The sequence below is a fragment of the Actinomadura spongiicola genome (genome assembly GCF_003432485.1).
Lineage (GTDB): Bacteria > Actinomycetota > Actinomycetes > Streptosporangiales > Streptosporangiaceae > Spirillospora > Spirillospora spongiicola.
In genome coordinates, this window is sequence record NZ_QVNQ01000002.1 from 652,414 (window position 1) to 673,650 (window position 21,237).

The 21,237-nt window shown below is 69.3% G+C and carries 18 protein-coding genes; 14 read left to right on the forward strand and 4 right to left on the reverse strand.

Annotated features, from left to right (window positions below; genetic code table 11):
- Positions 1-335 precede the first annotated feature (335 nt).
- The 7 genes from mtrA to D0T12_RS07665 all read left to right on the forward strand — a co-directional run bounded on the left by mtrA (position 336) and on the right by D0T12_RS07665 (position 9,617).
- Positions 336-1,013 carry an MtrAB system response regulator MtrA gene (mtrA, locus tag D0T12_RS07630; protein WP_021598338.1) on the forward strand — a complete coding sequence of 226 codons (678 nt, stop codon included), beginning with the start codon at positions 336-338 and terminating at the stop codon, positions 1,011-1,013.
- Between the two features lie 225 nt (positions 1,014-1,238).
- On the forward strand, positions 1,239-2,852 hold the full coding sequence (gene mtrB, locus D0T12_RS07635; protein ID WP_199487336.1) for an MtrAB system histidine kinase MtrB: 1,614 nt from the start codon (positions 1,239-1,241) through the stop codon (positions 2,850-2,852).
- Positions 2,849-4,636 carry an LpqB family beta-propeller domain-containing protein gene (locus D0T12_RS07640; RefSeq protein WP_233525890.1) on the forward strand — a complete coding sequence of 596 codons (1,788 nt, stop codon included), beginning with the start codon at positions 2,849-2,851 and terminating at the stop codon, positions 4,634-4,636. Before mtrB ends, D0T12_RS07640 begins: the two co-directional genes overlap by 4 nt.
- A gap of 62 nt (positions 4,637-4,698) precedes the next feature.
- On the forward strand, positions 4,699-5,556 hold the full coding sequence (locus tag D0T12_RS35825) for a ComF family protein (protein WP_199487337.1): 858 nt from the start codon (positions 4,699-4,701) through the stop codon (positions 5,554-5,556).
- A 1,040-nt stretch (positions 5,557-6,596) separates the two neighbouring features.
- Complete coding sequence (hpf, locus tag D0T12_RS07655; protein ID WP_117398733.1) at positions 6,597-7,241, forward strand: ribosome hibernation-promoting factor, HPF/YfiA family; 645 nt, start codon at positions 6,597-6,599, stop codon at positions 7,239-7,241.
- Between the two features lie 369 nt (positions 7,242-7,610).
- Complete coding sequence (locus D0T12_RS07660) at positions 7,611-8,372, forward strand: response regulator (RefSeq protein WP_117398734.1); 762 nt, start codon at positions 7,611-7,613, stop codon at positions 8,370-8,372.
- A 48-nt stretch (positions 8,373-8,420) separates the two neighbouring features.
- The gene (locus tag D0T12_RS07665) at positions 8,421-9,617 is read left to right on the forward strand and encodes a winged helix-turn-helix domain-containing protein (protein ID WP_233525891.1); all 1,197 of its coding nucleotides are present in this window, start codon (positions 8,421-8,423) and stop codon (positions 9,615-9,617) included.
- A 721-nt stretch (positions 9,618-10,338) separates the two neighbouring features.
- Here D0T12_RS07665 and D0T12_RS07670 read toward each other — a convergent pair.
- A complete protein-coding gene (locus D0T12_RS07670) occupies positions 10,339-10,692 on the reverse strand; it encodes an HGxxPAAW family protein (protein WP_325050744.1) in 354 nt (117 codons plus the stop codon).
- 183 nt (positions 10,693-10,875) lie between these two features.
- Between D0T12_RS07670 and secA the strand changes: the two genes are divergently transcribed.
- Positions 10,876-13,860, forward strand: coding sequence for a preprotein translocase subunit SecA (secA, locus tag D0T12_RS07675; RefSeq protein WP_117398736.1), 2,985 nt, complete (start codon positions 10,876-10,878; stop codon positions 13,858-13,860).
- A gap of 56 nt (positions 13,861-13,916) precedes the next feature.
- Here the strand turns inward: secA and D0T12_RS07680 are convergent, their stop codons facing one another.
- From D0T12_RS07680 to D0T12_RS07690, 3 genes are all read right to left on the reverse strand, one after another.
- The gene (locus D0T12_RS07680) at positions 13,917-14,264 is read right to left on the reverse strand and encodes an Rv3235 family protein (RefSeq protein ID WP_117398737.1); all 348 of its coding nucleotides are present in this window, start codon (positions 14,262-14,264) and stop codon (positions 13,917-13,919) included.
- Between the two features lie 379 nt (positions 14,265-14,643).
- On the reverse strand, positions 14,644-15,996 hold the full coding sequence (locus D0T12_RS07685; protein ID WP_117398738.1) for a PTS transporter subunit EIIC: 1,353 nt from the start codon (positions 15,994-15,996) through the stop codon (positions 14,644-14,646).
- 52 nt (positions 15,997-16,048) lie between these two features.
- Positions 16,049-16,792, reverse strand: a complete 744-nt coding sequence (locus D0T12_RS07690) for a GntR family transcriptional regulator (protein WP_117398739.1) — start codon at positions 16,790-16,792, stop codon at positions 16,049-16,051.
- Between the two features lie 467 nt (positions 16,793-17,259).
- Here D0T12_RS07690 and nagA point away from each other — a divergent pair, with 467 nt between their 5' ends.
- The 6 genes from nagA to D0T12_RS07720 are packed head-to-tail and all read left to right on the forward strand — an operon-like array spanning position 17,260 to position 21,235.
- Complete coding sequence (gene nagA, locus D0T12_RS07695) at positions 17,260-18,420, forward strand: N-acetylglucosamine-6-phosphate deacetylase (RefSeq protein ID WP_117398740.1); 1,161 nt, start codon at positions 17,260-17,262, stop codon at positions 18,418-18,420.
- Positions 18,417-19,475 (forward strand): SIS domain-containing protein, encoded by a 1,059-nt coding sequence (locus D0T12_RS07700; RefSeq protein WP_117398741.1) that lies wholly within the window; start codon positions 18,417-18,419, stop codon positions 19,473-19,475. Before nagA ends, D0T12_RS07700 begins: the two co-directional genes overlap by 4 nt.
- 51 nt (positions 19,476-19,526) lie before the next feature.
- Complete coding sequence (locus tag D0T12_RS07705; RefSeq protein WP_117398742.1) at positions 19,527-19,760, forward strand: glucose PTS transporter subunit EIIB; 234 nt, start codon at positions 19,527-19,529, stop codon at positions 19,758-19,760.
- Between the two features lie 17 nt (positions 19,761-19,777).
- On the forward strand, positions 19,778-20,227 hold the full coding sequence (locus D0T12_RS07710; RefSeq protein ID WP_117398743.1) for a PTS sugar transporter subunit IIA: 450 nt from the start codon (positions 19,778-19,780) through the stop codon (positions 20,225-20,227).
- Positions 20,228-20,231: 4 nt separating this feature from the next.
- Positions 20,232-20,924 carry an HAD family hydrolase gene (locus tag D0T12_RS07715; RefSeq protein ID WP_117398744.1) on the forward strand — a complete coding sequence of 231 codons (693 nt, stop codon included), beginning with the start codon at positions 20,232-20,234 and terminating at the stop codon, positions 20,922-20,924.
- 38 nt (positions 20,925-20,962) lie between these two features.
- Positions 20,963-21,235 (forward strand): HPr family phosphocarrier protein, encoded by a 273-nt coding sequence (locus tag D0T12_RS07720; RefSeq protein WP_117398985.1) that lies wholly within the window; start codon positions 20,963-20,965, stop codon positions 21,233-21,235.
- Positions 21,236-21,237 lie beyond the last annotated feature (2 nt).

Here is a 21,237-nt window from a genome sequence, read left to right on the forward strand (position 1 = left end):
GCCCGTCACGCCCGCCCGTCACGTCCGCCGGTCAGGTCATCCTGTCACGGGCGAGGCGCCGCGAATGCCGTCACCGACCCCGATGGCGGTGATCTGCGCACTCCGTGGCGCACCGATCACCGAATCATGCCGATGCCGGTCGACGTCACGTGTGTTCCGGTGGCTCCGTCTACAATTCCGTGCCGCGCACTTGATCGCGGGGGAGCCATGGACGACGCGAACGCGGGTAACCTGGCACGCCAAGGCAGATCTCTCCCTGGCGAGGTGGGGCCGCCGGAGCCACGCGCCACCGAGTACTCACTCCACCGAACCCCGACTTTGTGACGATGAGGGCCATGAGAGGACGTGTACTGGTCGTCGACGACGACCTCGCGCTCGCCGAGATGCTCGGCATCGTGCTGAGGGGCGAGGGCTTCGAACCGTCGTTCGTCCACGACGGCGACAAGGCGCTCGAGGCCTTCCGGGAGACCCGGCCGGACCTCGTGCTGCTCGACCTGATGCTTCCGGGGGCGGACGGCATCGACGTGTGCCGCCAGATCCGCGCCGAGTCCGGCGTGCCGATCGTCATGCTGACGGCGAAGAGCGACACCGTGGACGTCGTGCTCGGGCTGGAGTCCGGCGCCGACGACTACATCGTGAAACCGTTCAAACCGAAGGAGCTGGTGGCGCGCGTCCGCGCCCGGCTGCGGCGCACGGACGAGCCCGCGCCGGAGACCCTGCAGATCGGCGACATCACCATCGACGTCGCCGGGCACTCGGTCAAGCGCGGCGACCGGCACATCCCGCTGACGCCGCTGGAGTTCGACCTCTTGGTGGCGCTGGCCCGCAAGCCCCGCCAGGTGTTCACCCGCGAAGTCCTGCTGGAGCAGGTCTGGGGGTACCGGCACGCCGCCGACACCCGCCTGGTGAACGTCCATGTGCAGCGACTTCGCGCCAAGATAGAGAAAGACCCCGAGCGGCCGGAGATCGTCGTCACCGTGCGCGGTGTCGGCTACAAGGCCGGTCCGGCCTGACCGGGCCGGCGCCCAGACGTCCCGTCCACCAGACCGTTCAACTCAGCCATCCGACGTTCGCGCGACCTTTCGAACCTTCATGACGTCGCCGTAACCTGCCGGAGTCGCATTCCTTCGTGATTCCCCTCGTGACACACCGATGACCGTCCAGCACTTTCCCGGAGCCCCGTCACCCAGGCCACGCCGTATCGCGGTTCCCTCATGAGAGCCGACATGAGGAGGGCCATGCGGTTCGGTCGGCGTGCCCTGCGGGAGGCCAGGCGTCTTCTGCGCGGCACCGTGAAGAGCGGATACACGCGGTGGCGCCGGTCGATTCAGGTACGCATCGTCACGTCCACCCTGTTCATTTCGGCGATCGTCGTCGCGATCCTGGGCATGTTCCTCATGCAGCAGATGTCGTCGGCGCTCATGGACGGCAAGGTCAAGGCGGCCCGTCTCCAACTGGACGACGGTCTGGCGCAGGTACAGCGCGACCTCGGCAACTCGACCGGGGACGGCAGCAGGCTCAACTCGACGATCGAGCGGTTGAAGGCCCGGAGCGGCCCGTCCGGGCTGTACGAGGTCCACATCCGCGACACGACCGAGCAGTACTTCGACGGGTACACGACCAACGAACTGCGTCCGGAGAGCGTCCCGCGGCGGCTTCGGAAGGAACTGAAGAACGCGCCCGCGGGTTCGCGTGCCTACACCTACGGCGAGCTGTCCTATATCGATGACCGTCCGTCCGAGCGGGGACTCATCGTCGGCGGCAAGACCGGCCAGTTCGAGCTGTACTACCTGTTCCGGCTCGTGGAGGAACAGCGGACCCTGACCAATGTTGGGCGGTCCCTCGCGGGAGTGGGCATCGTCCTGGTGCTGCTGCTGGCGGCGATCGCGTCACTGGTGACGCGGCAGGTCGTCATCCCGGTACGGCTGGCCGCGCAGGGTGCCCAAAGGCTCGCCGCCGGACGGTTGGAAGAGCGCATGAGGGTCCGTGGTGAGGACGATCTGGCGCGCCTGGCCCGATCGTTCAACGACATGGCCGCGAACCTTCAGGAGAAAATCGGGGAACTGGAGGACCTTTCGCAGGTTCAACGCCAGTTCGTGTCCGACGTGTCTCATGAGCTGCGCACGCCGCTGACCACCATCAGAATCGCCGCGGACATGCTCTACGAGAACCGTGACACGTTCGACGACCCTGCGGTGGGACGGTCCGCGGAACTGTTGCAGAGCCAGCTTGAGCGGTTCGAGTCGCTGCTGGCCGACCTGCTGGAGATCAGTCGGCACGACGCGGGCGCCGCGACGCTGGACGTCGAGTCCCTCGACATGCGCGACCTCGTCCTGCGCGTCGTCGGCGACATCCAGGGCCTGGCCGAACGCAAGGGCAGCAAGGTCGTCCTGCAACTGCCGGGCGAGCCGTGCATGGCGGAGGTCGACCGCCGCAGGGTCGAACGCATCCTGCGGAACCTGCTCGTCAACGCCGTCGAGCACGGCGAGGGCGAGGACATCGTGGTGTCCGTCGCCGCCGACCGGGACGCCGTCGCCGTCGCCGTCCGCGACCACGGCGTCGGCCTCAAGGCGGGCGAGGGCCAGATGGTCTTCGACCGGTTCTGGCGCGCCGACCCCGCCCGCGCCCGCACCACCGGCGGCACCGGACTCGGCCTGTCGATCTCCCGGGAGGACGCGCAGTTGCACGGCGGGTGGCTGCAGGCGTGGGGAGAGCCCGGTGCGGGGTCCCAGTTCCGCCTCTCGCTGCCTCGCGTGGCCGGGGCCGAACTCCGGGGCTCGCCGCTCCCGCTCGTCCCTCCAGGGGCCGGTGACGCGCGTCCGCTGTTCGCCGAGCTGGAGGCGGGCGAGTGACCGCGGTGGGGCGGAACGGGACGCTCTGCTTCCTGGCGGTCGCCGGCCTCGTCCTCGGCGGCTGCGCGACCGTGCCGAGCGGCGGTCAGGTCGTCACCGGAAAACCGGCCGAACGCTCCGAACGCGTCGACGACCCGTACGTCCGACTGATCCCGGTGAATCCGCGTCCCGAATGGGGACCGGCCCAGATCGTCTCCGGGTTCCTGGCCGCGTCCGCGAGCTTCGACGACGACCACAAGGTCGCCAAGCTGTATCTCGGCGCGCGGACCGGATGGAACCCGGGGCTGCGTCCGTCCGTGACGGTCCTGGCGAGCCGCATCACCGAACCACAGGTAGTGCGCGCGACCGCCACCCACGCGACCGTCAAGGTCACCGGGCAGGAAATCGGCACCATCACCTCCGACGGCCAGTACACCGCCTCCCCAAGAGCCCTCGACACCTCGTTCCAACTCGCTAAGACATCCCAGGGAACGTGGCGCATCACCGGGCTGCCCGGCGACGACAAGACCGGGCTGCTTCTCTCCAAGGACGACGTCGAGCGCGCCATGCGCACCGTCAACCTGTTCTTCTTCGCGCCCGACCACCAGACCCTCGTCCCGAACGGCATCTTCCTGCCGGTCGTGAACCGGCGGACACTGCCGACCCAGCTCGCCCAGGCGCTCCTGGACGGCCCGACGTCCTGGCTGAACGGCGCCGTCCACACCGCCTTCCCCACCGGGACGAGACTGCGGCGCGGCGTCCACATCGACAAGGACACCGCCACCGTCGACCTCACCAAGGAGGCCCGCGCCGGAAACGTCGAGCAGATGTCGGCGCAACTCGGCTGGACGATGCGGCAACTGTCCGAGATCAAGCGATGGCGGCTCCAGATCGAGGGGAAGCCCGTCGCACCCGACGGCCTCGAATACACGCAGCCCGTGCACGCGTGGGACGCCAACTCGCCCGACGGGCAGGTCCCGAAGGGCGAACACCACCCGAACGCCTACGTCGTCAGCCCGTCCGGCTTCATCGGCACCCTGGAGGGCGACCGCGCCCAACCCCGGGTGATCGGCGCCGCGGGCCGTCTCTCCCGCCCGGCCGTCGCCCCCGACAACCAGGAACTCGCCGGGCTCAGCGCCGAAGCCGACCAGGTCTTCGTCGCCGCGCCCCTGACCGGTTCGCCCCCGCCCCGCCTCCTGCTCACCGCGCAGAAGGACGCCCGCTTCACCGCCCCGACCTGGAGCCGCGACGGCACCCTGTGGGTGGTGGAGAGCAAGAAGGACGAGTCCTGGCTGTGGTTGCGTCCGCGCGGTCGACCACCCGTCCGCGCGGCCCACTGGGGCCTCGGCGGCCGCGAGGTCCGCGCGTTCCGCATCGCCCGCGACGGCGTCCGCGCCGCCGTCATCGCGCACATCGACGGCCGCCCCCAGGTCCAGATCGGCCGTATCGCGTACGCCCCCGGCGGCACCCTGGACGTCGGCTCATTCCTGCCGGTGAGCTCCGAACTCCAGGACGCCGTCGACCTCGCCTGGCGCGACTACAGCACCCTCGCCGTCCTCGGCCGCGCCCAACGCGACTCGCAGACGCTCCCGTTCCTGATGCCGATCAGCGGCAGCGCCATCACGTCGTTGGGCGTCGGCTCCCTGGGCGAACCCCGGACGATCGCCGCCGCCCCCGGCGCCCCGATCCTCATCGGGACCCGGTCGTCCGGCAAGGACCAGGTCTGCCGCCAGCGCGCCCCCAGCAACTCCTACAGCCCCTGGATCTGCCCCACCCCGGCCAAGGACCCCGACTACCCGGGCTGAAAGTTATCCACAATCCCGAAACCCCGAACCGCCGACCCCCCTCAACGAGCATCGTCGATGCCATGAGATGGCTCACCGACCTGCTCGAACTACTCTTCCCCGAATCCTGCGTCGGTTGTGGCGCGCCCCGACTCCTCCTCTGCGACGTTTGCGCGTCCCCCCTCCAGGGCCCCGCAAGACCCGCCAGAACGGCTCCGCACGGCCTCCCCCCACCCTGGACCGTCGCCACCTACGAGGGCCCCTTAAAAGCGATCCTGTCCGCCTACAAGGAGCACGGCCGCACCGCCCTGGCCGTCCCTCTGGGCGAGGCCCTGGCCACGTCCCTCCACGCCGCAATAGCGGACCAACGCCCACCCCACACGGTCGTATGGATCCCGTCCCGCCGCGCCTCCCTCAAACGCCGCGGCCACGACCCCCTCCGCCAGACCGTAGCCATCGCCCTGGACCGCCTACGAGAAGACGACGTCCCCATCACCGCCATCAACGCCCTAAGACCAACCAAACGCACAGCCGACCAAGCAGGCCTGACCGCCCCCCAACGCGCCAAAAACCTCCAAGGCGCCTTCCAAGCAACCCCCCTCCTTAACCACCCCCTCAACCCCATCCCCACCACCGACCACAGGACCGACCACCCCACCAGCCCCATCCCCGACCACACCCCCCGCCGCGCCACTGAGCCCACCACCGACCACCCGACCGAGCACACCACCGGACACCTCACCGAGCACGCCTCCGAACCCCGAATCGAGCCCGCGATCGGACGCGTCACCCAGCGCATCACGGACTGTTCGGTAATCCTGGTGGACGACGTCATCACCACGGGCGCCACTCTCGCCGAGGCGGCCCGCGCACTTCGAGCCGCAGGCATCGAGGTGAACGCCGCCGCCACCATCGCCGCCACACCCCGCCACCGCCCGTAACGACTGCCGCCTGTGACGGCCACCGCTCGTAAGGGTCGCCGTCCGTGAAGGCCACCTCTATGGGGCCGCTGCTCATGATGGCCGTCCGTGGGTCGTCGTCCGTGCGTGTCGTCGTCCGTGAGAGTTACCGCTCGTGAAGGGCACCTCTGTGGGGCCGCTGTTCGTGATGGCCGTTCGTGGGGCGTCGTTCGGGAGTCGCCACTTGTGAGGGGCGGCGTCTGTGACGGCCGTGCCCCTGGGGGTGCTGCTTGTGAAGGCCGTTCGTGGGGGCGCGGCTCGTAGGGGTGTCGGTTGGGACGGTTGGCGAACGGGAGGGAGGCGGTTGGTGACTTTCTTCGGGCTTGGAGGTGGGGTTGTAGGTAGTTACCGGGCGTAGTCGACATTGGGGGATTGGGGTGGGTGATTTGGGGTCTGTCGCGTCCGGGGTGGGCAAACTCACCGCCGGGTCAGGGTGCACTGACCTGCGGGGTCGTGTCGAGCGGATCCGGTGTGCGGGTGGGGTTCGGGGGCGGTGGTGTGGCGTTCGTGAGGTGGTGAGGCGCGCGTCGGGGCGGGGTTCGATGACGGTCAGTGAGTATTTCCTCGGCCCACCCCCCTGACATTCGTGGCGTAAGGGGTTAGCGTTCCTGACATGGCACCCGCCCGGGTCCGTGGTTGCGTCGGAGCGCAGTGCTCGTGCGGAGCACGGGAGGCGGTCCGGCTAGCCGATGCCAGGCGCAGGCGAAACGGCCCACGTAAGGCGACTTCTCGTCGACCGATCACGGTGCGCCTTAGAGGTAAGTCCTGCCCCGTCGAGGGATCCGACATCCCCCGAACCGGGAGAAGGGCAGTAGTGGCGAAAGCGCCGCGAGCCCCTCAGCAGGCGGATGTGGGGACGAAGACCAGGTCGGCCGGGCGGGTGCGACCCACCGTCCTGTGGTGCGCGTCCGGGGCGGTGAGCACTTTTCGTCCACGATCTTCACGAATCGTCGGGGATGAGAGGTGTTCAGCCGGGGACCCCGGGCAAAGCCTGAGTACAACCGGGAGAAGGGGGGTCCCACGTGAACATCACCGTGAGGGGCCGGCACACCGACGTCAACGAGAGGTTCCGGCGGCACGTCGACAACAAACTCGCCAAGATCGAACGGCTGAACCAGAAGGTCATCCGCGTTGATGTGGAGGTGTCCGAGGAACGCAACCCACGGTTGGCCGACCAGCGCGAGAGGGTCGAGCTGACGATCCGCTCCCGCGGTCCGGTGATCCGGGCCGAGGCCGCCGCCGACGACCGTTACGGCGCCCTCGACCTGGCGCTGGACAAGCTGGAGTCACGGTTGCGCCGCGACTCAGAACGGCGCAAGGGGCACGGCGGCAAGGGGCGCGCCAAGCTCGCGACGATAGAGCCCCTACCCGAGACGCTCCCCGAACCCCCGGCGGCCGTCGCCGAGCCCACCGCGGACGAGCCCGAGCCCGTGAAGGTGTCCCCGGAAGAGAATCTCGTCCCGATCCCCATGGAGGGCGATGGCCCCGTCGTCGTCCGCGAGAAGTTCCACAAGGCCGAGCCGATGGGCATCGAGCAGGCGCTCTTCGAGATGGAGCTCGTCGGCCATGACTTCTTCCTGTACCGCGACAAGGAGACCGGGCACCCCTCGGTCGTCTACCGAAGGAGAGGCTGGGACTACGGAGTCATCAGGCTCGTCGAAGAATGAACGTTCTTCATCCGGCCGGGCGTACCGATCGAAGATGGAGTGTGTTCAGTGATGCGGTACTCGCATCACGTCACCGTCCGAACCATGCCATGATCTGAAAAGGCGTACCAGCCGGTCCGTCGGAGGCCCGGGAGGCTCCGGTGCGGCGCCCCGCCGCACCGGTTCCTTTCCGGGCGGACGCGGGCCGTCGGGAACCTCCCGGTACGCACAGCAGTTCACCGGGGGACACCCCGGCCCGAAATCCCCCGGGTTCGCCCCGGGAACCCGTATGTTCCCGAGGACGACCCGTCGGAGAACAACCCTCCGGTGGTTCCAGATCGCTGAATAGTGAAGGGGGGAAGCGGCGTCTCCTCCACGCCGCGAACTCTGGTGAGCGAGAATCCCGAGGCTCGCGACGCCGCGGCGGTACCCCGTCAGCCCGGCGCCGTCCCCGCCGCGCGGGAGGCGGCCCAGCCGGCCGGGACGGCCGATCCGATCCGCGTGCTCATCGTCGACGACCATGCGCTGTTCCGCAGGGGTCTGGAGATGGTCCTGCAGGGCGAGGACGACATCGAGGTCATCGGTGAGGGCGGCGACGGGCACGAGGCCGTCGAGATGGCCGGTGACCTGCTGCCCGACGTCGTCCTGATGGACATCCGGATGCCCCGCCGCAGCGGTATCGAGGCGTGCACGGCCATCAAGGACGCCGCGCCCAGCGCCAAGATCGTCATGCTGACCATCAGCGACGAGGAGGAGGACCTCTTCGAGGCGATCAAGGCCGGGGCCAGCGGCTACCTGCTCAAGGAGATCTCGATCGACGAGGTGCCGCAGGCCGTCCGCGCGGTGCACGGCGGCCAGTCGCTGATCAGCCCGTCGATGGCGTCCAAGCTCATCACCGAGTTCGCGGCGCTGGCCAAGCGCAGCGAGGAGCGGACGCAGCAGGTTCCGGCGCCGCGCCTCACCGACCGGGAGATGGAGGTGCTGCGCCTCGTCGCCCGCGGTCTCGGCAACCGGGAGATCGCCCGGGAGCTGTTCATCTCCGAGAACACCGTGAAGAACCACGTCCGCAACATCCTGGAGAAGCTCCAGTTGCACTCGCGGATGGAGGCCGTCGTGTACGCCGTCCGGGAGAAGCTTCTGGAGATCACCTGAGTCACCACCAATCCAGTTTTGTCGGTGTCGTGACGTAGCATCGCGGGCGTGGTCGACACGGTGGAGCTCAGCGCGGACGAGGCACGACGACTTCAGCTGCGCGCCCAGGGTTTCCTGGGCGCGTGGCGGAAGGGCGGCGTCGCGGCGATGCTGGGACGGCTCGGCGCCGTCCAGCTCGACACGATCTCCGTCCTCGCACGGTCTCACGAACTCGTCCCGTACGCCCGCCTGGGACCGGTCGGACGCGACAAGATCGAGGCCGCCTACTGGGGCAACGGCGCCGCCGGAAACGGGACGTTCGAGTACTGGGCGCACGCCGCGTCCATCCTGCCCATCGCCGACTGGCCGCTGTTCGCGTTCCGCCGCCGCTCCTACCGGAGCCGCGGGTGGCGCTGGCACAAGGTCCCGGAGGGCGTCTGCGCCGAGATCCGCGCGAAGCTGGCGGCGGACGGGCCGCTGACCACCAAGGAACTCGGCGGCGCCAAGGCGAGCGCCGAATGGTGGGACTGGAGCGACCACAAGATCGGCATCGAGTGGCTGCTGGACATCGGCGAGGTCGTCTGCGTCCAACGCGTCGGCTGGCGCCGCGTCTACGACCTGGCCGAACGGGCCGTCCCCGCCGAGTACTTCGCGCTCGACCCGGACGACGACGCCTGCCTGACCGCTCTCGTCGCCCGCGCCGGCCGGGCCCTCGCCGTCGCCACCCGCGGTGACCTCGCCGACTACTACCGCATCAGGCGCGACCAGGTCGACCAGGTGATCGAGGCGACCGGGCTCGTCCCCGCACGGGTCGCCGGCTGGTCCCAGCCCGCGTGGGCCGACCCCGAAGCACTGGCCACGCCGCCGCGCGGCCGTCACGCCACGACCCTGCTGTCCCCGTTCGACTCCCTCGTCTGGGACCGGGCCCGCGCCTCCCGGGTCTTCGGCTTCGACCATCGCCTGGAGGCGTACGTACCGAAGGCCAAGCGCGTCCACGGCTACTTCGCGATGCCGCTCCTCGCCGGGGGCAGGCTTATCGGACGTGTCGACCCCGCCAGGGAGGGCCGCACCCTCGTCGCCCGACAGGTGTCCCTGGAACCGTGGGCCGTCCGCACCCCCGCCAGAACGGAAACCTCGACCACCGCCCTCGCCACCGCCCTTTGGCGCGCCGCCACCTGGGTCGGCTGCGACGACGTCCGCATCGAGAGAAGCGACCTTCCCCCGACCACCCTCGATTCCGCCCTCAAGACCACCACACCCACCTAACCCACCAACAGACCCCGCCGATCCACACGCCTCGCCACCCGACACCACCGAGTTCTCCCCGAGGCTGTGACCCCTAGTTCGCGCGACCGGCGGCGGATCGCCTCGCGATTGACTCCGGCGACGTCCGACGCCAGAGCGCAGAACCACGCCGCTGCGGCTTTACCCACAGACGCCGGCCCTTTGGCGCGCCGCCACCTGGGTCGGCTGCGACGACGTCCGCATCGAGAGAAGCGACCTTCCCCCGACCACCCTCGATTCCGCCCTCAAGACCACCACACCCACCTAACCCACCAACCGACCCCGCCGATCCACACGCCTCGTCACCCGACACCACCGGGTTCTCCCCGGGGGCTGATCTCTAGTTAGCGGACGTTGGGTCAAAAATGCGTCCCGCCTGGTCGTCCCCACGACAAGAGCGGGCGACCCGCTCCGACCGGGCGTGCGGATCGGGGGTGTGGGTCGGGCCTGCGGGCCGGGCGTGCTAGCCGAGCGTGACAGCTGGGCGTATCGATTGGGCGTGCCGACGGGATCGCTGGCTGGGGCATCAGCGGGGCCCGCTGGCCGACGCACGGGCAAGCGTCCCGACTGGACGCTCCGGCCGGGTGCGGTGGCCGGAGCGTGTCCGGTGTCGGGGGTGGGTTTCGGGCTTGTTCTTATGTGTGGTGGGGGCCGCCGATACCGGGTTTTTCTGTGTGGGTTGATCTTGGTGGGGTGAGGGGGGTCAGCCGTGGGGGGTCTGATGGGGGTCGGTGGCCACCGGGCGGTCCAGGGACTCGCCCGCCGGGCCGCCGCGGCGCCTGTCGGAGCGGGAACCGAACAGTGAGTAGTCGACTATTTCCGGAATGACGCGGGGCGCGTCCACGACCACATCGGCGAACAGATGGACGAAACCGCTGATGATCATGCCGAGGACGATGATCCCGGCGCCCACCCAGAACAGGATCCACTGTGGGCCCATGCAGAGCGCCACGCCGCCGACGACGAAGCCGGCGAAGATGACCGACACGGCCATCCATGAACTCGGTCGCCCGGCGTGCGATCCGTGGGACCCTTCGGACTGCGACTGTTCGGACACTGCGCGTCTCCCTCCGCTTCGTCGGAAACATCCTCTCCGGGAGCCCGAGGGTCAAACGAGGCGTGCTATGGATTGCGCTGCGGAGTGACGTAGACCATTCTGGGTCTCGCCTACGATGGCATCGTACGTGTGGTGTGCGCGCCGCTGGAGCGGTGACCCACGATCTGCAAGGAGCCTCTGAGAGTGCCGCCAGTCATCGACAAAATCCTTCGTGCGGGCGAGGGCAAAGTTCTGCGCAAGCTCAAAAAGCTCGCGGATCAGGTCAACTCGATCGAGGAGGACTACCTCGAGATGAGCGACGCCGAGTTGCGCGAGCAGACCGACAAGTTCAAGGAGGAGATCACCGAGGAGGTGGCCAAGCTCGTCGCCAAGGGCAAGTCCGAGCGGGACGCCGAGCGCCAGGTCCTCGACGAGCTCCTGCCCTTCGCGTTCGCGACCGCCCGTGAGGCCGCGAAGCGAGTGCTGGGCCAGCGTCACTTCGACGTGCAGATCATGGGCGGCGCGGCGCTGCACATGAGCACGCAGAAGGCCTCCGACGACGAGCGGCGCAACGCCGACGAGACCGGTCAGCGCAGCAGCCGCCACGTCGGTTACATCGCCGAGATGAGGACCGGTGAGGGCAAGACCCTGACCTGTGTCCTCCCCGCCTATCTCAACGCGCTGACCGGCAAGGGCGTCCACGTCGTCACGGTCAACGACTACCTCGCCAAACGTGACGCCGAGTGGATGGGCCGCGTCCACCAGTTCCTCGGCCTCGAGGTCGGTGTCGTCCTCCCGCAGATGACGCCGGAGGAGCGCCGCGCGGCCTACAACGCCGACATCACCTACGGGACGAACAACGAGTTCGGCTTCGACTACCTGCGCGACAACATGGCGTGGAGCCTGGAAGAGTGCGTGCAGCGCGGCCACAACTTCGCGATCGTGGACGAGGTCGACTCCATCCTGATCGACGAGGCCCGTACCCCGCTGATCATCTCGGGGCCGGCCGAGCAGAACTCCAAGTGGTACCCCGAGTTCGCCAAGATCGCGCCGCGGCTGAAGCGGGCGGAGCTGATCAGCACCGCCGGGCAGGTCGACGAGTACGGCCCGGGTGACTACGAGGTCAACGAGAAGAAGCGCACGGTCGGCATCACCGAGTCCGGCGTCGAGAAGGTCGAGGACTGGCTCGGCATCGACAACCTGTACGACTCGGTCAACACGCCCCTCGTCAGCTTCCTCAACAACGCCCTCAAGGCGAAGGAGCTGTACAAGCGCGACAAGGACTACGTCGTCATGAACGGCGAGGTCCTGATCGTGGACGAGTTCACCGGCCGCATCCTGCACGGCCGCCGCTACAACGAGGGCATGCACCAGGCCATCGAGGCCAAGGAGGGCGTCTCGATCAAGGACGAGAACCAGACCCTCGCCACGATCACCCTCCAGAACTACTTCCGCCTCTACAACAAGCTGTCCGGGATGACCGGTACCGCGGTGACCGAGGCGGCCGAGTTCAACAAGACCTACAAGCTCGGTGTCGTGCCGATCCCGACGAACAAGCCGATGGTCCGCGAGGACGTGTCGGACGTCGTCTACAAGACCGAGCAGGCCAAGTTCGAGGCCGTCGTCGACGACATCGCCGAGCGGCACGAGAAGGGCCAGCCGGTCCTGGTCGGCACCACCTCGGTGGAGAAGTCCGAGAAGCTGAGCAAGATGCTCAAGCGGCGCGGCATCCCGCACCAGGTGCTGAACGCCAAGAACCACGAGCAGGAGTCGGCGATCGTCGCGGAGGCGGGCCGCAAGGGCGCCGTCACCGTCGCGACGAACATGGCGGGACGCGGTACCGACATCATGCTCGGCGGCAACCCCGACTTCCGCGCCGACCTGGAGCTGCACCAGCGGGGCCTGTCGCCGCTGGAGACGCCGGACGAGTACGAGGCCGCCTGGCCGGAGGCGCTGAAGAAGGCGAAGCTGGACGTGGAGGGCGAACACGAGGAGGTCGTCAAGCTCGGCGGCCTCTACGTCCTCGGCACCGAGCGGCACGAGTCGCGGCGCATCGACAACCAGCTCCGCGGACGGTCCGGCCGTCAGGGCGACCCGGGCGAGTCCCGGTTCTACCTCTCCCTTGAGGACGACCTGATGCGGCTGTTCAACTCCGCCCGCGTCGAGTCGATCATGACGCGGCTGAACATCCCGGACGATGTGCCGATCGAGTCCAGGATCGTGACCAACGCGATCAGGTCGGCGCAGAGCCAGGTCGAGCAGCAGAACTTCGAGGTCCGCAAGAACGTCCTGAAGTACGACGAGGTCCTGAACCGGCAGCGCAAGGTCATCTACGCCGAGCGCCGCAAGGTCCTCGAAGGCGAGGACCTGCACGAGCAGGTGCGCAGCATGATCGACGAGGTCGTCGCGGGCTATGTCGCGGGCGCCACCGCCGAGGGCTTCGCCGAGGAGTGGGACCTCGCCAAGCTGTGGAAGGCGTTCGAGCAGCTCTACCCGATCTCGATCACGGTGGACGAGCTGGTCGAGGAGGTGGCCGACGGCGACATCTCCGGCCTGGACGCCGAGACCCTCGCCGAGCGGATCCGCGAGGACGCCCAGGCGGCCTACGACAAGCGCGACGAGGAACTCGGTTCCGAGGTGATGCGCGAACTCGAGCGGCGCGTCGTCCTGAACGTCCTCGACCGCAAGTGGCGCGAGCACCTCTACGAGATGGACTACCTCCAGGAGGGCATCGGCCTGCGGGCCATGGCGCAGCGCGACCCGCTGGTGGAGTACCAGCGTGAGGGCTACGACATGTTCAACGCGATGCTCGACGGCATCAAGGAGGAGTCGGTCGGCTACCTGTTCCACCTGGAGGTCGAGGTGGAGGAGCAGCCGTCGGCCCCGACCGTCGGCGCCGCGCCCGTCTCGGTCGCCAAGTCGGCCGCCGACACCGACGCCGCCCCCGCCGACGAACTGGAGGAGGCGGAGGAGGCTCCGGCGATCAAGGCGAAGGGCCTGGAGAAGCCGAAGCGTCCGTCGAAGCTGGAGTACTCGGCCCCGACCGTCGACGGTGACGGCGGCGTCGAGCACCACAGCGAGGAGACGCGGGACGAGTACGCGGGCGTGAACCGCAACGACCCGTGCCCCTGCGGTTCGGGCAAGAAGTTCAAGCGCTGCCACGGCGACCCGCGCAACAAGGCCAAGTAGGCAGTAGAAGCAACGGAAGCGGCCCCCGGTGCACACCGGGGGCCGCTTCCGTTCGTTCACGGCGCGGTCGTCTCCAGCGCGGTGCAGCGCCACCGTCCCCGCGTGTGTTGGAGCCGCAGGGCCAGCGCGTGGACACGTCCGGCGACGACGACCACCGCGACCACCTCCGCCACCGCCGGAACGGGCCGCTGGAGTCGGCTGGACAGCACCTTCGGCGGGACGACCCGTCTCCCGCGCCGAACCGCGTCACCGCGCCGGGACAATTCCCTGCAAACCCCAGGAACGGCCACGAGCGACAGTTGATGAGGTGGCCGCGTCCCCGCCAACACCTCCACGACCAGCCGCACGGCCGCGTCCGCGACGGCCCGGACCTCCGCGTCCACCCCGTCCGCGGGCCGTACCACCCTCAACTCCGGCGCCCGCGCACGAACCGCGGGGCTCAACGCCAGCGCCCCGCGTGTCACCGGCTGATACCGAACGAACCGCACCGCCGCGGCTCTCTCCGAACGTCGCCCCATACAAAAACCTCCTGTCTCTTTCAGAGACAGGAGTCACGAGAGCCGCGAAAAATACATCCTGACCGCATCAGGCCGCTCCCACCCACCGAGAACGAGCCTGAGATAAAGGAGAGGCGGCGGGACGCTGTAGCGTCCCGCCGCCTGGGAGCGAGTCCCGGGTGAGGCGCGGGATTCCCGGGACTCTCCTGGGGGCCGGGCCGGGGGGCTGGACCGGCCCGGCGGGGCGCCGCTCGGATGAGGGGAACGCGGCGCCCCTGGGGGAAGGTCAGCCGCCGGCGGGAGCCTCCCGCGTGCCGCCTTCCTTCCTGTTGCCGGCCATTTCCGGGTCGACCGCGGGATCCGCGGCCACCGTTTCCTCGCCTTCGGGTTCCCGGCCCGGGGTCGCGAAGTTGAACTTCTTGATCAGGAAACTGAAGATGAAGAAGTAGATGAAGAAGTACAGGACGCCCATTCCGAGGATGAGCGCGAGTTGCTCGGTATTGTCCTTCCTCGCGTTGAGCAGTAGGTCGATCAACCCGGCGGAGAAGCTGAAGCCGAGCTGGGCTCCGGCGGCCTCCAGGACCGCCATCGAGATACCGGTGAGAACGACGTGCACCGCGTAGAGGACGGGCGCGACGAACATGAACGAGAACTCGATGGGCTCGGTGACGCCGGTGACGAACGCGGTGAGCGCGGCGGAGAGCATGATGCCGCCGACCGCGGGACGCCGGTGCGCGGGAGCGGCGCGCCAGATGGCGAACGCCGCGCCGGGGAGGCCGAACATCAGGACGGGGAAGTAGCCGGCGAGGAAGCCGCCCGCGTTGGGGTCGCCCGCCAGGTAACGGTTGATCTCACCCTTGACGACGCCGTCGGCGGTCTGGAAGTCACCGAACACGAACCAGATGAGCGAGTTCGGGATGTGGTGGAGGCCGAAGGGCAGCAGCAGACGGTTGACGACGCCGTACACACCGGCGCCGAGGGCGCCCGCGCCCGTGACCCAGTCACCGAAGTCGGTGAGGATGGTGCCGAACAGGGGCCAGATCAAGCCGATCAGCACGCCGAGGATCAGCGCGGCGAACGCGGTGACGATCGGGACGAACCGGCGGCCACCGAAGAACGCCAGGTAGGCGGGCAGCTTGACCCGGTAGAACCGCTGGTAGAGGAGTGCCGCGGTGAGGCCGATGAGGATGCCGCCGAGAACGTCGGTGGGGTTCTTCAGACCCCAGTCGATCACCGGCGTGGGTGCGTCGCCCTGCATCTTGGTGACGACGACCGTGTCCTTCAGCTCATCGGTGTGCGAGAACATGATCTTGGAGACCCGGTCGTAGACCAGGTAGCCGACCACGGCCGCGAGCGCGGTGGAGCCGTCGGACTTCTTGGCGAAACCGATCGCCACGCCGACCGCGAACAGCAGCGGGAGGGCGACGAACAGCGCGTTGCCGGCCTCACCGACGATCTCGGCGACGCGGTTCCATTCGAGACCGTCCTTGCCGAGCATGTCGGGCTGGCCGAGCCGTAGCAGGATGCCGGCGGCGGGCAGGACGGCGATCGGCAGCATGAGGCTGCGGCCGATTCGCTGCAATATCGCGAGGGCGCTCGACCCTCGGCGTGGCGCTGAGTCCACTGTCGTGGCTGTCATCGCGAGGTTCCTCCTCAGGGGTTTCAGGAGTTCTCAGGGACTGGGCTGGGTTTCAGGCCTGCGGGGGCGGTGGATTTCCGAGAGCCGTGTGGATCTGGTAACGGTCCGCCCTGTAGGTCGACACGCCCAGCTCGGCGCATACGCCTCCGGTGTACGAGCGGCGTTGCAGGAGCAGCACGGCACTGCCCCTGGGTATGTGCAGGTGCCTGGCGTCGGCGGCGTCCGCCAGGCTGGCGTCGATGGTCTGGTCGCCCGCGTCGAAGACCAGGCCGTACACCGCCTCCAGAACTCCGTAAAGGGATCGGTCGGCGAGTCGCCGGTCCAGCAGGTCGGGGGCGAGCGAGGCGAGGATGTGGGCACGTTCCAGCGCCATCGGCTCACCGTCGGCGGTGCGGAGCCGTTCGATGACGTGGATCGCGGTGCCCGGTTCGACCTCGAAGATCCGGGCGAGGCGGGCGTCCGCGGGGACGGTCCGCCGGTCCAGATCGATCGCGCCGGGATGGAGGCCGCGGCTCAGCATGTCCTCGGTGAACGAGACCAGCCGCAGCGGCATCTCGATCTTGGGCCGGGCCACGAAGGTGCCCTTGCCCGGGACGCGGTAGAGCCGGCCCTCGGAGACGAGTTGGTCGACCCCTTGCCGCACGGTCATGCGTGACAGTCCGTACCGGACGCACAACTCGCGCTCCGAGGGTATCGGGGCGTCGACGGGCAGTTCCGCGCTCTCGATCAGGTCGAGCAGGATCGCGCGGAGCTGGAAGTACTTCGGTACCGGACTGTGCGGGTCGATTGTCGTCACGGGGGTGTCCTCGATGGCCGGGGGCCGGATCGATGGGATTCGCCGGGTTTCGACGGATGAAGTGGGCTTCGAAGGTGTTCGATTTGGTTCGTACTGGTCTAGGCCGGACTAGACCACAGGACCGAAAGGCATGTCAATGCACGAATTCGTAACGACCGGGTCACGCGCGGCGGGCACCAAGATCAAGGAACATCCAGCTCACGGGCCCCTTCTGGGCGGTATGTCCGGGGCGGGGGTTCCCGGCGTGTCCTCATCCGGCTTCCCTCCCGGCGCCGACGGACCGAATCTCCCGGCCGCGGCCGGGTCGGCGCCTTCCCAGCGAGGGACGGTTCCCTGACGAGTTCGAGCCCGCATCTTCATCTTCATCCGATTCGTGGAGTATGGTGCGTACTGGTCTAGTCCGGACTAGACCAGTTGTTCGGGTCATATCGACCCGCGTTCGTTCGTGTCACGGAGAGTGCTGAGCCATGGCATCACTGCTGATCACAGCGCACAGCGTGATCATTACCCCCACGGGTACCTCTACCCGTGTCGTCTCTCCGGGATACGTCCGCGTGGCGGACGGTGTGATCGTGGAGGCCGGAGAGGGCCGTCCGGCCGATCCGCCCGACGTCGACCTGCCGGACGGGCTGCTCGCCCCCGGCCTCGTCGACCTCCAGGTCAACGGGTTCTACGGCCACGACATGGTGGACGCCGACGAGGCCGCCTGGCACACCGTCGTCTCCCGTCTCCCCGAGACCGGGGTGACCGCGTTCCTGCCCACGTTCATCACCGCACCCGTCGAGACGCAGGCCGCCGCCCTCCGCCGCGCCCGCGACATCCTCTCGAACCTTCCCGCCGGCACGCGCGTCCTCGGCGTCCATCTCGAAGGACCGTTCCTGTCCGACAAGCGGAAGGGCGCGCACAACGCCGCGCACCTCACCGACCCGTCGCCCGAGGACGTCGCCGCGCTGCTGGAGACGGGCCTGGTCAAGCTCGTGACCCTCGCGCCCGAACGCAACGGCGCGCTCGACGCCGTCCGCACCCTCACCGAGGCGGGGGTGCTGGTCAGCGTCGGGCACAGCGACGCCACCGCCGAGCAGACCGCCGCCGCCGCCGACGCCGGGGCCCGCATGGTCACCCACATCTTCAACGCGCAGTCCGGTGTCCACCACCGCGACCCCGGTGTCGCCGTGCAGGCGCTGATCGACGACCGGCTCAGCCCCGGCCTGATCCTCGACCTGCACCATGTCGCGCCCAAGGTCGCCGAGCTGGTGTTCCGGGCCGCGCCGGGACGGGTCGTGCTCGTCACCGACGCGGCCGCGTCCGCCGGGATGCCACCCGGCACCTACGAGCTGGGCGGCGAGCCCATCACGATGCCCGAACAGGGCCCGCCGCTGCGCGCCGACGGCACGATCGCCGGATCGGGTCTGCGCCTGGACGAGGCCGTCGGCAACGCCGTCGGCATCGGCATCGACCTGGTCACGGCGGTGGACGCCGCGACCCGGGTACCGGCCGACCTCATCGGCCGTCCCGACCTCGGCCGCATCGCGCCCGGCGCCGCCGCCGACCTGGTCTGGCTCGGGCCGGACCACCGCACGCGTACGACCTGGGCGGGCGGGCAGAAAGTCTTCGAAGGGGGATCATGACCAGTGTGATGCGCGCCGAGATCGGCGAGCAGCCGGACGCGCTGCGCCGGACGATCGACGCGCTCCTGCCGCGTACGCCCGACCTCGCGGCCCTGGGCCGGGAGACGCGGCAGGTGCTGTTCATCGCCCGCGGCTCGTCCGACAACGCCGCCGTGTACGGGCGCTACCTGGTGGAATCGCACACCGGACGGCTCGCGACGCTCGCCGCGCCGTCCATCGCGACCACCTACAAGCGCAGGCTGGACCTGTCCGGCGTGCTGGCCGTCGCGATCAGCCAGTCCGGCAAGACCGAGGAGATCGTCGAGACGCTCGACTGGGCGCGCGACTGCGGCGCCCGGACCGTCGCGGTCACCAACGGCGCCGGGTCGCCGCTCGCCGAGGCGGCGGAGGTCGCGCTGATCACCGAGGCCGGCGACGAGATCGCCGTCCCGGCCACCAAGACCTACACCACCCAGCTCGCCGCGCTGTCGGTGATCGGCCTCGGTCTCGGCGCGGACGTGGAAGGCGGCGTGGAAGGCGGCGGCGACGACCTGCGCCGCGTCCCCGACGAGGTCGCCCGGCTGATCGCGCTGACCGAGGAGTCGCCGGCGCTGCCGGAGATCGTCGAGGAGCTGGCGAAGGTCCCGGGCGCGGTCGTGTCCGGACGCGGCATCGCGTTCGGCACCGCGCTGGAGCTCGCACTGAAGATCAAGGAGGCGTGCTACCTGCACGCGATGGGCCTGTCCTACGCCGACCTCCAGCACGGCCCGATCGCCGTCGTGGACGCGCAGACCCCCGCGCTGCTGGTCGCCGCCGACTCCGGCCCGACGCTCGCCGGGACCGTCGCGCTGGCCCGCCGGGTGGCGGGCGCCGGCGCCCGCGCGTACGGGCTCGGCGGCGGCTCCGACCTGGCGGCCGCGTGCTCGGCGTCGCTGCCCGGACCCGTCCTGCCCGAGTGGACGGCGCCGCTCGGCCTCATCGTCCCCGGCCAGATCCTGGTGGAGAACCTGGCCCGGCGGCTCGGCATCGACCCGGACGTTCCCCGCGGCCTGAACAAGGTCACCCAGACGGACTGAACTTCACGGACCCCGGCGGAACCGGGCCCACCCCAACGAGGAGAGACAACCATGGACAAGGCCGAGGCCATCATCGCCGCGCTGGGCGGCGCCGACAACATCGTGGACATCGAGCCCTGCGCGACCCGGTTGCGCACGGAGGTCTCGGACGCCGGCAAGGTCGACGAGGCCGCGCTGAAGAAGGCGGGCGCGTTCGGCGTCATGCGCAGCGGCACCGTCGTGCAGGTCGTCGTGGGCACCGAGGCCGACACCCTCGCCAGCGACATCGAGGACATCCTCGACTGACCAGAAGGACCCCTCACATGACCCGAGTACTGTCACCGGTCGCGGGCCGGGTCGTCGGCCTCGCCGGCGTGCCCGACCCCGTGTTCGCCCAGGCCATGGTGGGCCCGGGCACGGCGGTCGACCCCGAACGCGGGCCCGGCAAGGCCCTCGCGCCCGTCACCGGCAAGCTCGTCAAGCTGCATCCCCATGCCTATGTCGTCGTGGACGAGGAAGGGCACGGGGTGCTGGTTCATCTTGGAATCGACACGGTCAAACTGAAGGGGCAGGGTTTCGAGCTCCTCGTGTCCGAGGGCGACCAGGTCACGTCCGGTCAGCCGGTCGTCGCCTGGGATCCGTCCGTCATCGAGGCGGGCGGACGGTCGCCGGTCTGCGCGGTCGTCGCCCTCGACGCGAACGCCGACGCCCTGTCGGACGTTGTGGAGTCGGGCGAGGTGACACGGGGGGCAGAGCTGTTCACATGGAACTGAACGGATGACGGTGATCGGGCTGGGCGCCGCCGTGTTCGATCTCGACGGCACCCTCATCGACACCGAACCGAGAAGCCGGGCGCAGTGGTCGCGGTTGTTCGACGCGCACGGCGTCCCCTACGACGACGCGTTGATCTCCTCGTTCGCGGGACGCCGCGGGATGGAGGTGCTCCGGGACCTGGCGCACCTGTTCCCCGGCCGGACGGTCGAGGAACTGTTCGAGCAGGTGGTGTCCTACCAGTCGCTGCCGGGGATGCCGGCCGTCGCGCCCGTCCCCGGCGCGGTCGGGCTGATCCGGTCGCTGGCGGACGCGGGCGTCCCGCTGGCGGTGGTGACGTCGGCGGAACGCTCGTACGCCGAGAACCTGCTCGACGAGCTCGGCGTCCGCGACCTGCTGGACATCGTGGTGACGGCCGGGGACGTCGTCACCGGCAAACCCCACCCGGAGGGGTACCTGGCCGCCGCCCGCGACCTGGACGTCCCGGTGCAGGAGACGGTCGGGTTCGAGGACACCCCCGCGGGCGTCGCGGCCGTGAAGTCGGCGGGCATGACCTGCGTGGGCGTCGTCACCACGCAACCGGTGGGCGCGCTCGCCGGGGCCGACCATGTGGTCCCCGATCTGGAGGACGTCCACGTCGTGCCGGGCCCCGCGCTGCGGGTGCGCGGCCTGAACCACAGCGGACAGCGACACAGCTGAACGCCATCGAGCTGCAACACACCATGGAGGAGCGTGCCGTGACCGAGCGCAATGTCAAGATCCAGTCGAGGGTGGGGCTGCACGCGCGGCCGGCCGCGCTGTTCGTCCAGACGGCGGCCAAGGCCCCGATGGACGTGACCGTGGGCAAGCCCGGCGGCACCCCGGTGAACGCCAAGAGCATCCTCGCCGTGCTCGGGTTGGACGCACGGCACGGGGAAGAGGTCGTCCTGTCGGCGGAGGGGGCGGGCGCGGAGGAACTGCTCGACAGCCTGGAGACCCTGCTGTCGACGCCGGAGCCCGAGGAGTCCTGACG